Source organism: Hyphomonas oceanitis SCH89 (genome assembly GCF_000685295.1).
In the GTDB taxonomy this organism is placed as follows: Bacteria; Pseudomonadota; Alphaproteobacteria; order Caulobacterales; family Hyphomonadaceae; genus Hyphomonas; species Hyphomonas oceanitis.
Map to the genome: position 1 here is coordinate 1 of NZ_ARYL01000035.1, position 15,524 is coordinate 15,524.

General features: G+C 59.3%; 11 protein-coding genes and 6 pseudogenes. 3 read left to right on the forward strand and 14 right to left on the reverse strand.

The window, feature by feature from the left end; all coding sequences use genetic code 11:
• Positions 1-348: 348 nt before the first annotated feature.
• Positions 349-1,226, forward strand: a pseudogene (locus HOC_RS22970) (acyl-CoA dehydrogenase family protein); the annotation flags it as partial.
• Between the two features lie 72 nt (positions 1,227-1,298).
• Here HOC_RS22970 and HOC_RS16890 read toward each other — a convergent pair.
• From HOC_RS16890 to istA, 13 genes and pseudogenes are all read right to left on the reverse strand, one after another.
• On the reverse strand, positions 1,299-2,912 hold the full coding sequence (locus HOC_RS16890) for a long-chain fatty acid--CoA ligase (protein WP_199285889.1): 1,614 nt from the start codon (positions 2,910-2,912) through the stop codon (positions 1,299-1,301).
• 156 nt (positions 2,913-3,068) lie between these two features.
• Positions 3,069-3,290: pseudogene (locus HOC_RS16895) on the reverse strand (IS3 family transposase); the annotation flags it as partial.
• 73 nt (positions 3,291-3,363) lie between these two features.
• A complete protein-coding gene (locus HOC_RS16900; RefSeq protein ID WP_035540769.1) occupies positions 3,364-3,825 on the reverse strand; it encodes a Tn3 family transposase in 462 nt (153 codons plus the stop codon).
• A gap of 25 nt (positions 3,826-3,850) precedes the next feature.
• Complete coding sequence (locus HOC_RS16905) at positions 3,851-4,120, reverse strand: TrbJ/VirB5 family protein (RefSeq protein WP_051625027.1); 270 nt, start codon at positions 4,118-4,120, stop codon at positions 3,851-3,853.
• A gap of 9 nt (positions 4,121-4,129) precedes the next feature.
• Positions 4,130-6,601: a conjugal transfer protein TrbE gene (gene trbE / locus HOC_RS16910; protein ID WP_035540771.1), complete on the reverse strand. Its 2,472-nt coding sequence runs from the start codon at positions 6,599-6,601 to the stop codon at positions 4,130-4,132.
• Positions 6,595-6,849: a VirB3 family type IV secretion system protein gene (locus HOC_RS16915; protein ID WP_084146418.1), complete on the reverse strand. Its 255-nt coding sequence runs from the start codon at positions 6,847-6,849 to the stop codon at positions 6,595-6,597. Before HOC_RS16915 ends, trbE begins: the two co-directional genes overlap by 7 nt.
• Before the next feature lie 184 nt (positions 6,850-7,033).
• Positions 7,034-8,128 (reverse strand): IS5 family transposase, encoded by a 1,095-nt coding sequence (locus HOC_RS16920; protein ID WP_035540773.1) that lies wholly within the window; start codon positions 8,126-8,128, stop codon positions 7,034-7,036.
• Between the two features lie 73 nt (positions 8,129-8,201).
• Positions 8,202-8,537, reverse strand: coding sequence for a TrbC/VirB2 family type IV secretion system protein (locus HOC_RS16925; RefSeq protein ID WP_035540775.1), 336 nt, complete (start codon positions 8,535-8,537; stop codon positions 8,202-8,204).
• Positions 8,534-9,529 carry a P-type conjugative transfer ATPase TrbB gene (gene trbB / locus HOC_RS16930; protein WP_035540777.1) on the reverse strand — a complete coding sequence of 332 codons (996 nt, stop codon included), beginning with the start codon at positions 9,527-9,529 and terminating at the stop codon, positions 8,534-8,536. Before trbB ends, HOC_RS16925 begins: the two co-directional genes overlap by 4 nt.
• 361 nt (positions 9,530-9,890) lie before the next feature.
• Positions 9,891-11,020: pseudogene (locus HOC_RS16935) on the reverse strand (IS3 family transposase).
• A 64-nt stretch (positions 11,021-11,084) separates the two neighbouring features.
• Positions 11,085-11,389: pseudogene (locus tag HOC_RS16945) on the reverse strand (transposase); the annotation flags it as partial.
• Positions 11,390-11,460: 71 nt separating this feature from the next.
• A pseudogene (locus tag HOC_RS16950) lies at positions 11,461-11,691 on the reverse strand (ATP-binding protein); the annotation flags it as partial.
• On the reverse strand, positions 11,688-13,187 hold the full coding sequence (gene istA, locus HOC_RS16955) for an IS21 family transposase (protein ID WP_156950519.1): 1,500 nt from the start codon (positions 13,185-13,187) through the stop codon (positions 11,688-11,690). The pseudogene HOC_RS16950 and the gene istA, both read right to left, overlap by 4 nt.
• A 144-nt stretch (positions 13,188-13,331) precedes the next feature.
• Between istA and HOC_RS16960 the strand changes: the two genes are divergently transcribed.
• Complete coding sequence (locus HOC_RS16960) at positions 13,332-13,646, forward strand: DDE-type integrase/transposase/recombinase (protein ID WP_051625028.1); 315 nt, start codon at positions 13,332-13,334, stop codon at positions 13,644-13,646.
• Between the two features lie 177 nt (positions 13,647-13,823).
• Here HOC_RS16960 and HOC_RS16965 read toward each other — a convergent pair whose 3' ends face one another.
• Positions 13,824-15,083 carry an IS110 family RNA-guided transposase gene (locus HOC_RS16965; RefSeq protein WP_035540783.1) on the reverse strand — a complete coding sequence of 420 codons (1,260 nt, stop codon included), beginning with the start codon at positions 15,081-15,083 and terminating at the stop codon, positions 13,824-13,826.
• Positions 15,084-15,204: 121 nt separating this feature from the next.
• Between HOC_RS16965 and HOC_RS16970 the strand changes: the two are divergent.
• Positions 15,205-15,516, forward strand: a pseudogene (locus tag HOC_RS16970) (integrase core domain-containing protein); the annotation flags it as partial.
• Between the last annotated feature and the right edge of the window lie 8 nt (positions 15,517-15,524).

A 15,524-nucleotide genomic window follows, 5' to 3' on the forward strand; every position in this document is an offset into this window, starting at 1 on the left:
CACGAATTACACCACGTGATGGGACGCTACCCAACCTTGCCGACTAAAACAAGCTGGACTCGTTATCAGGACTTGTCAAAGGGATGGCGATGTTTAGCACAGCGGATGCAGCCAAAATGCTGACGGGGTACACAGCGCTCATGCGCGACAACGTGGCTCGGCTCTAATCCCAGCTGGGGGAAAGCTGGGCGTCATGTCACTTGCTGAGCGCGAAGCGATTTCCGGTTCGATTCGCCTATCTACATCCCAAAACTATGATCAAGGCTTTCCGATGTTCATCACGCTCTGGATAAATTGATCCATGTAAATTGAACCGCCCCGGGATTGTCGGAGGCCATTTATTGTAAGCTATGCGGCCATGGGGACGACGCGCAGAAAGCACAATATCTTCCCAAGGTTGCGAGCGGCGAATTGCGGCTGCAGGCCTTTGGCGTAACCGAACCGACCAGTGGCACGGATACACTAAGCCTGAAAACTTCCGCAAAAAGGGATGGCGATCACTATATCATCAACGGGCAGAAACTGTGGACCAGCCGCGCCGAACATTCGGACTTGATGATTCTCCTCGCTCGCACCACGCCGCAAGATCAGGTGCGTCGCACACCGAGGGGCTCTCGGTGTTCCTCGTCGATATGCGCGAAGCGATCGGCAATGGCCTCACCATACGACCCATCGAAACGATGATGAACCACGCGACCACCAAAGTTTTCTTCGAGGACTTACGCGTACCTGTCGCAAATTTGATTGGCGATGAGGGCAAAGGCTTTCGATACATCCTGTCAGGCATGAACGCCGAGCGCTTGCTGATCGCTGCGGAATGCGTGGGCGATGCTAAATGGTTCATCAACAAGGCAACGGCCTACGCGAATGAGCGCGTTCTTTTCGGTCGCCCTATCGGCCAGAATCAGGGTGTGCAATTTCCTATCGCGCGCGCCTACGTACAAATGCGCGCCGCCGAGTTGATGGTGCATGACGGGCTGCGCAAATATGAGGCGGGCGAAAATGTTGGCGAGCAAGCCAATATCTAAAAAATGCTCGCTGCAGAGGCAAGCTGGGCTGCCGGTGAAGCCTGCATCCAGACCCATGGCGGATTTGGTTTTGCTGTCGAATATGACATTGAGCGCAAGTAACGTGAAACCCGGTTGTATCAAGTGGCCCCGATTAGCACGAACATGATCCTGTCCCATGTCGCTGAACATGTCCTTGGTCTGCCAAGAAGCTACTGAAAAAAGAGAAGCGGGCTATTGCCCGTAGGCGTTGAATTCTATTCTATATGGCCTTGCCGGATGTGACCTCGCCTAGGCAAGGTGGTCGCGATACGTTTCGCGTAAGCCCTTTTTGTCGATCTTTCCGGTCGCTGTAAGCGGCACTTTTGCAAACAGGATGTCGTCCGGCAGCCACCAGCGAACAACCTTCGTTTCTAGGTGCGCGCGAATGTCGGTGGCGGTAACGACCTGGCCCTCATGTGTTTCGATCACGAGAAGGGGACGTTCTTCCCATTTTGGATGATAGACGCCGATAACGGCTGCAATCCGGACGCCGGGATATCCAACCGCCGCATTTTCGAGGTCGATCGAGCTGATCCACTCGCCGCCCGACTTGATGACGTCCTTCGCGCGATCGGTCAGCCGGAGAAAGCCAAAGCGGTCAATCGTGCCGATGTCGCCGGTGTCGAACCAGCCATCGCTGCCGACGCCTTCAATATCGGGAAAATAGCGGTCGACGACCCATGGTCCGCGCACCTGAAGCGCGCCAGCCTGCTCGCCGTCCCATGGCAGCGGCACGCCGCCATCATCGATAATGCGCAGTTCGATGCCGAACTGCATGCGACCCTGCTTGCTGAGCAGAACATCGATCGCGAAATCGTCACCTTCAGCCATAAGGAGCGGGGTGGGTGTCGAAATCACCCCGAGCGGATTGGTTTCGGTCATGCCCCAGAGCTGGAGCACGGTGACTCCATAGTGTGTCCGAAACGTTTCGGCCATTGCCCTCGGCACGGCCGAGCCGCCGATCACGAGGCGCTTGAGATTGCCGACGCCTTTCTCCGTGGCATCAAGGTGCGCGAGGTACATCGTCCATATCGTTGGCACGCCGCCCGAAAAGGTGACGCCCTCTTCGTTGATCAGGTTGGCAAGACTGGCACCGTCCATCTTGTCGCACGGAAGCACAAGCTTGCAGCCGTTGATCGCAGCCGTGAAGGGCAGACCCCATGCGGTGGCGTGATACATTGAAGAGCACGGCATGATGACATCGAAAGCACTGAATCCGAAGGCGCTGCTGAGGCCGGCCGCCATGGCATGGAGAACGATCGAGCGGTGGCTGTAGAGGACGCCCTTGGGGTCGCCTGTCGTCCCCGAGGTATAGCAAAGAAAGGCGGCCGCCTTTTCATCGAAGCTCGGCCATGCGAGGGCGCCGTCCTCGTGCGCTAGCAAGGCCTCATAATTCAACGCGTCGGCAAGATCCGGCACGAAAGCTGCGCGCTCGGCGAGAAGGACATAATGCTCGATCCCGGGGAGGAGAGGGCGCAACCGTGCGACGAGCTCGGCAAGATTAGGTTCAAACAATAGGACACGGCTACCTGCATGCTCGATAGTGAAGGCGATCTGTTCGTCGCTGAGGCGCGGGTTGGCGGTGTGCAGAACGGCCCCCATTCCAGGAATCGCATAGAAGAGTTCGAGATGGCGGTGCGTGTTCCAGGCGAGTGAGGAGACGCGGTCGCCCGTTGCAACACCGAGCACGCCAAGGGCCTGCGCCGCCTGGCGCGAACGCTGGTCGCAGCTACGCCAGTCATACCGCCAGACGGACTCATCGACGAGCTTCGAGACGATCTCCCGCTCGCCATGCGCGCGGGCGGCATATTGTAATATACCACTGACCAGCAACGGTGCGTCCTGCATCAATCCTTGCAGCATGTTGCATTCTTCTCCTAGCGGCCCCGGCGTGTTATGCGCAACGCGCCCTTCTGTTCCGTATGACGCGCAGGCGCGCATGCTGTCAATTGACCGCCGTCTTGCCCGCAGGCCCAGTTGTGGCCTGCTGCCGTTTGGTGGACACGGAGATAGGCTCATTCATGCTACACCGGCTTCGCGTTCGACGTCGATGGGGCTTTTGTATCCGATGGTCGAGTGCCTGCCGATGGGGTTGTAGAAGCATTCGATGTAATCGAACACATCGGCCCTAGCGTGGTTGCGCGAGCGATAAACTTTCCGCGCGATCCGCTCGGTCTTGAGCAAGGAGAAGAAGCTCTCCATCGCGGCATTGTCCCAACAGTTGCCCGACCGGCTCGTCGACCAGCCAACCATCCCCCTGGAGGCCTCAGTGCATTATTGGGACACAGATTCACGGAAGGGCCATGCAAGCTGATCACTTTGCGGTGATTTTCAGCGGTAAAAGCCCATCATCATCAAAATTGCCGACGTCAGACCAAACATAGTCGCCAGTCAGATTGATATGATCCCAGCCCAGCGGGGACAATTGCCGCAGCGCCTCTGCATGATCAGGCATTGCGCGGAGGTTGAGTGCGCCCACGGCCCGGTTGAGATATCGACAATTGAACAAAATGATTGCCGCCGTCACAAGATTGAGCGCGGCAGCGCGAGTTTGCTGGTTTTCTTGGCCCCGATCTCGGAACCGGCCAAGGCGGTGGAAGGCAACGGCCCGGGCCAGAGTGTTGCGCGCCTCACCCTTGTTGAGTTCGGCGGTCACCTGCTTGCCCAGCGTCGACAATCCGACACCCAAATTAGCAGCCACACGCCGCCGGGACAATCCACTGGTCAGCGCAATGCGAACCGCTTCCTGTTTGAAATCTTCTGTATGCTTCATCATCTCTTCGGTCTCCTTGTATGAGTGTTTAACTCTCAAGTGACCGGCACAAAACCGGTACAAGTCCAATACTGTCAGGCAGCGCTTCGAGATCGCGCGCCATGTTCTCCAGCATCTCGATCTCATGGGTGAGCTGCTGGATTTGCTGGTTCACCTCCTGAAGGGAGCGGACGGCCTGGTAGATGTTCTGGATGTGATTGGCGGGGTCATAGACCGTCCATTGGGCCGAAGCTGGCGGCGCGATGAGGATAGAAAGCGGCGCGGCGCAGATGAGGACGGAGGAGAGAAGACGTTTCATCGGGGGTTCCTATTCGGCTGCGAGGATGTGGGCGGGATTGAAGGGCGCGTGCGCTTCGGACTCCGGCGCATGTCCGGGCCAGCGGGTGAGCAGCTCAGCCGCCCAGGGCAGGCCCTTCTCGATCAGCCAGCAGGCCGCGAACCCGTCGCCTTCCGTCTCGGCCCAGATGCGGTCGAGCATGGCCTGATCGTCGGGCGAGGACGCACCGCAGATCGAGAGCGCGATCGGCCCGAGGCCGAGGTCGAACACGCGCGCACCCAGCGGCGACTGGTGATAATAATCGCGCTTCGGGGTGGCCCGGCTGATCAGTTCGATCTGGCGGGCGTTGAGGCCGAACCGGTGATAGGTCTCGCGGGACTGCGGTTCCTGCGCGCGTTCATTGGGCAGGAATATCCGTGTCGGGCAGGACTCGACGAGCGCTGGCGCAATGCTTGAGTTCGCGATGTCGGCCAGGCTCTGCGTGGCGAACACGACGGACACGTTCTTTTTTCGCAGGGTCTTCAGCCATTCGCGGATGCGCGCCGCGAACATCGGATCATCCATGAACAGCCAGGCCTCATCTAGGATGAGCAGCGTTGGTTTGCCGGTGAACCGGGCCTCAAGCCGGTGGAACAGGTAGGTGATCACGGGTACCACCGCGCCTTTGGCGTGCATCAGCTCTTCCATTTCGAAGGTGGCGGTGTCCGCGAGACTGAGGCTTTCATGATCAGCATCCAGAAGCCGTCCATGCGGGCCTTCCAGCGTGAACGGATGCAGAGCGGATTTGAGCGTCTCGTCCTGCAGCATCAGGCTGAGGCCTGTCAGCGTCCGCTCGGACTCAGGCGCTGAGCTGAGAGACTGGATCGCTTCCCAGAGCCGGGCCTTGAGCTCCGGCGTCATGGCCACGCCTTCATGGGTGCACAGGCCCGCCAGCCAGTCGGCGGCAAAGCTCGCCCCGTGTCCGGTGTCGATGTCCTTCAGCGGCTGAAGGCTCGGGGCGCGGGCACCGCCGAGATCGATATGTGCGCCGCCCATGGCGAGCGTTGCGGCGCGGGCCGAACGGCCCTTTTCAAAGAGGAAGACCTGCGCGCCTTCATAGCGCTTCCATTGCAGGGCAAGCAGCGACAGGAGCACCGACTTCCCCGCGCCGGTCGGGCCGACCACAAGCGTATGCCCGACATCGCCGATATGCAGGTTCAGCCGGACCGGCGTCGTGCCATCGGTCTGCGCCTGGATCAGCGCCGGGGCGTTGAGATGGCGATTGGTCTCCTCGCCCGCCCAGACCGCCGAGAGCGGCACCATATGGGCAAGGTTCAGCGTGTGCAGGATCGGCTGGCGGACATTGGCGTATGGATGGCCGGGCAATGAGCCGAGCCAGGCATCGACGGCGTTCAGCGTCTCGCGGATCGCGGTAAAGCCGCGGCCATTCACGATGCGCTCGGCAATTCGGATATGGTCATCGACGGTGCGCCGGTCGGGATCGGCAACGGTGATGGTCGTGGTGACATAGCCATAGGAGACAAGATCGGAGCCAAGCTCTTGCAAAGCCGCATCGGCGTCGGCAGCCTTGTTGTCGGCGTCATTGTCAACGAGGGCGGCTTGTTCATTGAACAGGGTCTCGCGCAGGACCGCGCCGATCGATTTGCGCTTGGCGAACCAGTGCCGGCGTTTTTTGCCGAGGACTTTCTCGGCCTCGGCTTTGTCCATCGCGATGAACCGCGTCGCCCAGCGATAGGCAAAGCCCTGCCGGTTGAGCTCATCGAGAATGCCGGGAAGCGTTGAGGCCGGAAAGCCGAGAATGGTCAGCGTGCGCAAATGCGCGTCACCGATCATGGGTTCGAGGCCACCGGCGAAGGGTTCATCGGCGAGAATGGCGTCCAGGAAGACGGGCAACTCGGGCCTCACGACCGGATGGCGCTTCGTGGAAATCGTCGAATGCAGATAAGTCAGCGTCTCGTCATCGGTGAGCTTTGCGATTTCGGCGAGACAGGTGGAGAGGAGATCGAAGACGCGGGCGGCATGTTGCTGGAAGGTCTCCAGGCGATGACGCCAGGTCGCCGCGTCTTCGGTCTCGGCGCGCTGGATCAGGGCTTTCTCGGCCCGGCCCGTGGCATCGGCGGGTGGGAGCCAGAGCAGGGTCAGATAGTAGGCACTTTCGAACCGGGTTCCGGCTTCTTCGGCTTGTAATGCCCGTTCCTGATCGACGAGCCATGACAGCGCGTCGGGGAACTCAGCCTCCGGATAATCATGCACTTCATGGCGCTGCGCTTCGAAGAACAGCGCCCAGCCCGAGCCGAACCGGCGCAGCACATTATTGACCCGCGCCATCACGGAAACGAGTTCTTCGTCTGTCGAGCTTTCGAGGTCAGGGCCGCGATAGCGGAACGTGGTCTGGAAGCTGCCATCCTTGTTGAGGACGACGCCCGGCGCGACGAGACAGGCCCAGGGCAGGTAGTCGGCCAGTAGGACCAGGGTCTCTGCGTATTCTTTCAGGTTCAGCATGTCAGATGCTCCTTGTGCCGCGTGCTCCGGCCGGCAACGGCCATGAAATCCGGATCAGAGCGCGCCATGAACACCGCTGCCGAATGCCCGACCGCCCAGAGAACAAGGCCCGGTATCCAGAGCTGGAGGCCCAGGCCGACAGCAGCGGCGAGCGTCCCGATGGCGATGGCGGCCGTGCGGGGCGCGCCCGCCATCAGGATCGGCTCGGTCAGCGAGCGATGGAGCGGGATTTCATAGCCGTCAGCCACTAGCAGGCTGCTGAAAAAGCCTGTTTGCACGTTGTGGAGTATAGATTTTTTGGGGTCTGTGAGACTTTTTTTCGCCGTTTTGGCGTCGGGACGCGCGTTTCCGCCGGCATTGAGGTCACTCTTTCGGCATAGACCATCTTTCTACGGATTATGCGCTGACCTATAGCAGCGGCGATGGTGGCGTTCATGCTGCGGCCCCCGCAAGTAGCTTCGGTAGTCGGACGAGATTGTAGGCGGCGATGGCGATATCGAAGCCGAGGGCAACGCGCCGCTTTCCCCTGAACTTCGTCTTGGCATAGCCGCCAGTTGTCTTCGTCCACCCGAAGATCTCCTCGATCCTTTTGCGGATGCGCTGGGAGACCTCATAGCCCTCGGGGGTCTTGATGGGCAGGCCGCACCTCCCGGTCTCGGACTTCAGGGCGACATGCGGCCTGACACCGGCCTGCTCCAGATCGCGCTTGAAGGTCCAGGCATTGTAGCCTTTGTCGGCACCAAGTGTGGCGCCGCGTTTAACCTTGCGTTTCCTGATCATCTCGAGGGCCGCCTCGCGTTCGGCTCTGCCGGTTGCATGGGTCAGTTGTGTCGCTACGGCGAGGCCTTGCCGGTTCTCCATGAGGACGTGCCCCATGTAGCATAACTGAGCCGGCTTGCCCCGGCCCTTGCGATAGAGCCGAGCATCGGGATCGGTCGATGAGGCATGCGTCTGGTTCGACCGCTTCTCGCCGTGGAAGTCGTGCGGTGCATTGCGACCACCACCTCCACTATCCGGACCACCGCCGCTATCGGTATCCTTCGGACGGAAGCTCTTGGTACTGGCCCAGGCCTCAATCAGGGTGCCATCCACACTGAAGTGCTCACGCGACAACAGCTTCTTCACTCGCCGAAGCGACAGGACGGCGTTGAGGAACTTTGCGGCGATATCCCCATCCAGAAGGCGGTCGCGGTTCTTTGAAAACGTCGAGGCGTCCCAGGTCGGCTCATCGGGCCCGAGCCCGACAAACCAGCGAAACAGGAGATCGAACTCAAGCCGCTCCATCAGCTGGCGCTCAGACCGGATCGAATAGATCGCCTGCAACAGCATCGCCCGCAACAGACGCTCCGGCGCGATCGACGGGCGACCGGTATCCTGCGCGTAAAGTGCCGTAAAATCTGCGTCCAGAGCCTTCAGCGCGTCATTTACCAGCTGCCGTATCTGCCGCAGAGGATGATCCGATGCGATCCGGTCTTCTACGTTCACATACGAAAACAACTGATCCGTCGTCCGATCTTCACCACGCATCTCTGCCTCCCTCTCCACACAAAAGAGAGAATCATGCTTCGCAAAGCAAAACGAGACCTTTTTCAGCAGCCTGCTAGACAAGCGCTCCGCCGCCGAAGCTGAAGAAGGTCAGGAAGAACGAGGTCGCGGCAAAGGCGATGGACAGCCCGAACACGATCTGGATCAGCTTGCGCATGCCGCCGCTGGTCTCGCCAAAGGCCAGCGTAAGCCCCGTTAGGGTGATGATGATCACCGCCACGATGCGCGCGACCGGGCCCTCGATCGAAGTCAGGATCTGATCAAGCGGGCCTTCCCAGGGCATGCCGGAGTCTGCCGCATGGGCCGGGCCTGCGATCATGAGGCCGAGGCCGATACAGGCCGCGACCTGTACCGTTCGGTTCACGGTCTGAAGGTGGTTGTAGAGCGTCATTGGGTTTCTCCATGTTGGACGAGGGACAGGGAACGGGAGACAAGCGGGGCGGTCTGATACCCCTCGCCGTCAAAGCCGGTGACGCGGAGCGCCTCCTCGACGCGCCGCTGGCCGCCCGCGCGGCTCATGAACACGACGACATCGATGGCCTCTGCGATCAGATCGAAGGGCGCGCGCGGTGTCGCTTCGAGCGTCAGCTGTTCAAGCCGGGCCAGCCCGCCATGGGCGGAGTTCGCGTGAAGCGTTGTGATCCCGCCGGGATGGCCCGTGTTCCAGGCCTTAAGGAGGTCAAGCGCTTCGGCCCCGCGCACCTCGCCGACAATGATCCGGTCAGGCCGCAGGCGCAGCGTGGAGCGGACGAGGTCCCGCAGGCTCGCGGCGCCGCGATGGGTTCTGAGTTGAACCACATTGGGCGCGGCGCAGCGCAGCTCGCGCGTGTCTTCGAGGATGACGATGCGGTCGTCGTGGAGTGAGGCTTCTGGCAGCAAGGCATTCGTGAAGGTCGTCTTGCCGGAGGACGTGCCGCCCGCGATCAGGATGTTCGCATGCGTCGCAATCGCGTCCTTGAGCGCCTGTGCCAGCGCCGGAGCCAGCGCGCCCTGGGTGACATAGTCGCCAATTGAAAAAGGCGTCGTCGCGGGCTTGCGGATCGAAAAGCATGGCGCGGTCGAGACAGGTGGGAGAAGCCCTTCAAACCGCTCGCCGCTGCCGGGGAGTTCGGCAGAGACGATCGGGGCGGACCGATCACAGGCCTCGCCTATGCTGCTCGCGACAAGGCGGATGATCCGTTCGCGCGCGGTGACTGAAATCCTGTCGGGACTGACCTCGACCCCTCGCCCCGCCCGTTCAATCCAGATCGAGCCATCAGGGTTGGCGAGGATTTCGATGACGTCATCAGCGTCCAGCGCTGCCCGCACCGCGCCTTCGCAGGCAGACCGCAGCATGGATACGCGTCGTTGGTCGGTCTCAAGCGTTCGGGCGGGTGCGGACATCGGGGGAGTGGCTCCTGTCGTTGCTGACAGGTCCAATCCTCTGATTTCGCGCTAATTTCTGATAGTTGGGAAAGTCGCAAACGGTCGGAACGGATTGAGGGGTCTTGCAAGGCTCGATAGGGTCTGGTCGTGCGCGTCATGAGCCGCGGCTTCAATAAAGCACTATGCCAATTCCGGAGAAGATGACTTAAAAAACGGATGCTCTGAAAGGCTCGAATGGAGCGTCGCCGTCATTCGATCAGACCTCCACGACTCGCTGCTATTGGCTCTAATCTGCCGATCTGGAGCTGAATAGTGAATGCCGGAATTGGAGAAATCCAGACTGGACCTGTCACGCTTTCGTTCCGACCTTGAGTCTCAGTTAAGCGGCCTTTCTTTCAAATGCCAAGGGGCTTTTCCATCCGAGGGCTGAGTGCCGACGGCGCGGGTTGTAGAAGGCGTTGATATATTGGAAGAGCGCGGCCTCGGTTTCTGTCCTTGTCGTCCATGTTTGCCGCCAGATCAGTTCGGCTTTCAGAGATTTGAAGAAGGTCTCAACGGCCGCATTATCCTAACAATTTCCTTTGCCGCTCATCGACACCTGAAAGCCCTGATCGCGCAGGCTTTTCTGATAGTCATGACTGCAATATTGGCTGCCGCGATCGGTGTGGTGAATACAGCCCGGTGGTGGCTGACGCAGATTGATCGCCATGTCGAGTGCGCGGATCGCAAGGTCCTTCTTCATACGATTGCTGACCGCCCAGCCGACGACGCGCCTGGAATACAGATCAATGATCACGGCCAGATAGAGCCATCCCTCGCGGGTCCAGATATAGGAGATATCACCCGCCCATTTCCGGTTGGGGCCACTCGCGGTGAAATCCCGGTCCAGCAGGTTTGGTGAGATATTGAACCGGTGATTGCTATCGGTCGTTGCCTTGTACTTGCGCGTACGGACAACAGAAATGGCGTTTTCCCGCATCAATCGACCGACACGCCGATGGCCGACATCCAAACCAAGCTCTTACAGCTCTTCGGTCATGCGCGGACGGCCATAACTGCCCAGTGCAAGACCGTGCTGCTCACGGATATGCGCCAGGATCACAAGATCTCTGCGCTGACGTTTGCTCATCTGCCGGGATCGCCAGGCCCGGTATCCCCGCGACGTCACCTTCAACACACGGCACATCTGCTCAATCGGCCAGGCGTTCCTCCAAGTCTCAATGAAAGCGAAACGCTTCACTTCTGGCTTGCGAAGAACGCCGTCGCTTTTTTTAGGATGTCCCGCTCCTCCTTCAGAATGCGGTTCTCCCGGCGAAGCTGTTCAACCTCCTTCAGCATATCCGCCGATGGCAGGTCCGCTGGCGCCTCTGGCCGATAAGCCGAAATCCACTTACCCAGCGTCGAAAGCCCGATCCCCAAATCTGCTGCAACCTGCTTGCGCGTCAGGACGCTGGTCTTCGCCAGCCGAACCGCCTCACGCTTAAACTCTTCTGTGTGTACATGTCCCATCGTCCTGTCTCCTTGAATGTAGATAATCGTCTATCAAGGTCGGAATCAAACCGGGACAGGTCCAAACAGCCTCTTTGGCCATCTCGCGTCGCTGAGACGGCCTTGCTACTTTTTTCCAAGGGCATCCTTCAAGAGCTCATTCTGCATCGCCATTTCGGCATACATCTTCTTTAGCCGCCGGTTTTCCTCGGCCATGGATTTCATCTCGGACAGCATCGCTGCATCCATCCCGCCGTACTTGGCTCGCCAGTTGTAATAGGTCGCGTTGCTAATCCCATGCTCGCGGCAGAGGTCCGCAACGGGCACACCGCCTTCGCCCTGCTTCAGGATTGCGAGGATCTGTGCGTCGGTAAATCTCGATTTCTTCATTGTCGTCTCCGTGCTTTATCAAAGCCGGAGAAGTCCAGTTTTCAAGTCCCTTAATTTCGGGGATGATTACCAAAGCTGTCGAGGCTCTTGGTGGTCGGGAACTTCGCAGCCTTTATCCGTCGCTCCACCATGCGCCGTTCCCGGTCGATCAGTTCGAGCTCGGCCAGCCGCAACAGATAGCGCGTGTGGTCAACGCCTTCGCTGGAGCACTGTTTGGCTTGTCGGTCATACTCGCGCAGGAAGGTCGGCAGCCGCAGCGACTTCAGATGATGGCCGAGCAATAATTGCGGTGTATCGGTCATGACCTGCCGGCCGTCAGCAGCGCCAGGTAATCGCCAGCCGATGTGGCTGCGACATGCGCTTTTGGCAGATACGGATACACCGACATGTCCAGCCTCGGCGGCCTGCGTTCGATCCGGCAAAGGACCAGGTGCTTGACGGCATCAAAGCCAATGGTGCCGCGCTCCAGAGCGCTGTCGATCCCGGCTTCGACATCCGCCACCAGGAAGGTCTCCAGCAGGCGTAGAATCTGGACGAACTCGCGCTTGCCAGCTTTGCCCATGCGGGCCTCAAGCAAACGTCGCAGAGTGGTGAACGCGTCCGGCAGGTCCCAGTCAGCCAACGGTGCGGCCTGATCAAGTGCGTTTGTTTTCTGCTCGATCAATGCCAGATAGTGCAATGGGTCGAAGATATAGTCTTCCTTCTCCCACGATCTTGGATGGCGCGCGATCACCTGCGTCCCGCTGGCGATCACCACGTCATGTACATAACCACGTTCCAGGACCTGTTGGTGGCCATAGGCTGTCGGAACAGAGTAATCATTACCGCGATAGCGGACCAGGGACAGGGAGCTGACCCGCACCGATTGTTTGTCACAGGCGTCATAGGGCACTGCAGGCAAAGGCCGCAGCTGTGCTGCATCCGCCAAGAACCGTTCCCCAGTCGTATCCTTGTGGCCGCGTAGCCTGTCTCCCATCCGCTTGCGGCACTGGTCTGCCAGATGGGTGTTGAGATCATCAAAGCTGATGAACCGGGGTCTCGGCACCATGAAGTTGCGGCGGGTGTATCCCACCATCCCTTCGACCTTGCCCTTGTCGTTCCCTTTGCCGGGGCGGCCAAAGCGATCAGTAAACAAATAATGGGAGACCAGTTCCGAGAACACCCGCGTGCGCTTGCGTGTCCCGTCGCCCAGAATGCGGGCAACCGCGATCCGTGTGTTGTCGTAAAGAATCGAGACCGGCACGCCGCCGAAGAAATCAAACGCCGACACATGCGCATCGCAGAACGCTTCTGTGGTCTCTGCCGGATACGCCTTCAGGAAGCAGGCATCCGAATGGGCGAGCTCCATCACCAGAAAATGGATCTTGCGTTCAACTCCGCCGATGACGGCGAGCGCTTCACCAAAGTCCGCCTGAGCATGCCCGGGCGGATGCACCAGCGGCACAAACATCTCCCGCTGGCGTTGCTTTGCCGCGAAGATATAGTCCTTCACAATCGTGATGCCGCCAGAAAACCCATGTTCGTCACGTAACCGCTCGAACACCCGCTTCGATGTGTGCTTCTGCTTGCGCGGAACAGTCTTGTCCGCCTCAAGGATCGCATCAATCACACCGACAAACGGATCAAGCTTCGGGCGCCGGACCGGCTGACTGCGCCGATATCCAGGCGGAACCGAAAAGGTCAGCATCTTGTCGACCGTTCGCCGGTCGATCCCAAAAAAACGCGCTGCCTCCCGTCGGCTCATCCCATCAACCAGAACTGAACGACGAACACGACCATACAAATCCACACTCTTCACCTTATCCCCCGAACAAAACCGGGAGCCTATCAGTGGCGGAGTTTTGCTCCGGCCAAAGCGATACTATATCGCCGTTCGTGTGGTGGATTATTGCACCGGCGTTCTCACCTGTGTATGCGGGCAAAGCGGCCCCGCAGGCGGAAGATGGCGGTTCATCGGGAAGCGCGCTGTCAGCCCTCAGGACTGAACGAGGCATGGAGCCTGGACTTCGTGCACGATCAGCTGTCATGCAGCGCAAAGATCCGCTTGCTGACAGTGATCGATATCTACTCCCGTGAATGTCTTGCCATCGAAGTCGGATCGCGCCTGAGGGGCGAGGATGTGGCAAGGGTCTTAAACCGGCTGGTCTATTTACGCGGCGCTCCGAAGGCATTGTTTGCCGACAACGTCCTACGTACGGAGCGCGATCAGACCAGCAGGCAAAAAGCCTTCTATCCGCAGAATGTCTCCGCGGCTTGATTTGTCAATTGCCGAGGGACTTCCGCTTCTATTGGAAGAGCTCTCGGCCATAGCAAACACAGGATCCACACGAGCATATTTCGCTGGTCCTCACCGTCCTTAACACGGGATGCCGATCCGAGCGGAAGACCCGAACATTATCTACGAGGTCGCGTTTTCACGTGCCTCAACGGCCCTTCAGACAGGGGTTCTTCCTCTCGGCTCCGCCCCTTGGAAGAAGGGACGGTAGGGGGTTCCACTTTTGATGACGGCGTGAACCACGCGGGCCATCTTGGCGGTAACGGCTGTGAGCGCTTTACGCTTCAGATCCGGATTTGTCGGATCCTTAGCGATGTAGCGCGCGTACTTGTCCCGGAAACTGTTTTCCCTCTGACGAATGGCGACATTGGCGGCCATCCAGAGAGACCGGCGCAGGCGCGCGTTGCCGAACTTGGCAAGCTTGGTCTGTCCCCGGAATGTACCCGACTGGTGGGTTGCGAGGTCAAGGCCGCAAAATTTCAGGAACTGACGATGATGACCAAACCGGCGCAGGTCACCGGCTTCTGCCAGAATGGTCAACGCATTGATCGGGCCGATTCCAGGCACTTGCTTGAGTGCGACATAGTCAGGCGTGTCGCCCAGCAGCGCTTCGGCCTCGGCTTCGATCTGATCACGTTGACGGATCAGGCTTCGGATCTCGGCAAGGACCATGCGGAACATGACAACCGCCTTGCTGTCGATCGGAATCGGCAAAGCGATTGATTCTGTTGCTGTTTCGTAGATGTCCGCAATCAGGCGAGCCTTCGAGACCTTGCGTCCAACGACGTCCCATGCGGCGGAAATGAAGGCGTCCTTGTCATGCGCGATGACCGATGCAGGCGTCGGAAACTGCTCGAGGAAAGCAAAGAACCAGTCATTGCGCGATCCGTTCCGGAACCGTTCGATCTCAGGAAAATACAGAGGCAGGTAGTGGGTGAGGATGCGATGCAGCGTCTCAGTCTTGGCCTTCGAAACCATCTCATGCGTCTTCGACAGTTCCTGTATGTCGGAAATGCCCGCGACGAGTGGATCCTGATAGTACTGGCTGAGGCCGGTTGAGAGCATATGCAGGATGACCTGCGCATCTTTGGGATCATTCTTGTCCCATCCATTGTGGATCGCTTCGCGGGTTCGGGCGAGTGCCATGGATGAAATGAGCCGTGTATCAAACCCGGCATCGAGCAGGCGCCAGGCCAGCGCACGGTGATAGTTACCCGTCGCCTCGAAACCGGCGATGATCGGGCGATCGAATGAAGTCAGCATGTCAATGAAGCGATCATGCTCGGCGCGTGTGTTCAACACGACGAGCCGTTTACGCCGCTTGTTACCGCGCACTTCGATGAGCACATCATTGCGGGCTTTGGCAATGTCGATGGCGACAAGCACGGCGTCTTCTGGAATAATATGGTTGGTGATCATGGCGGTCTCGGTCTCCTTTCGTGGGGCTGGTACCTTCACAATAGAAGACCTTCAGTCTGCCATGGTCACTCCCTGTTCGAGCAAAATCAGATCGAACCAGGAAGCGTTCCGAACGTGCTATGGCGCCGAATTTACCGGACAGACCGTGGATCTCTGGGCATATCATCACAAGGTCAAAATGGACTTCTCGCGCCCCGGCACCCCTACGGACAATGCCCACATTGAGTCCTTCAATGGATCGCTGCGTGACGAGTGCCTGAACATCAATTGGTTTGCTTCCCTGGTGGAATCAAAGCGGCTGATCGAGGCATGGAGACGCGACTACAATGAGAGCCGGCCTCACATGGCTCACAATGGGCAATCTCCCGCCGAGTTTGCCCGTAACGTCGGCCTGTGCCATGGTGGCAAGGTCAAAATCGCCGCCGGATTTTAGCGTCCAAG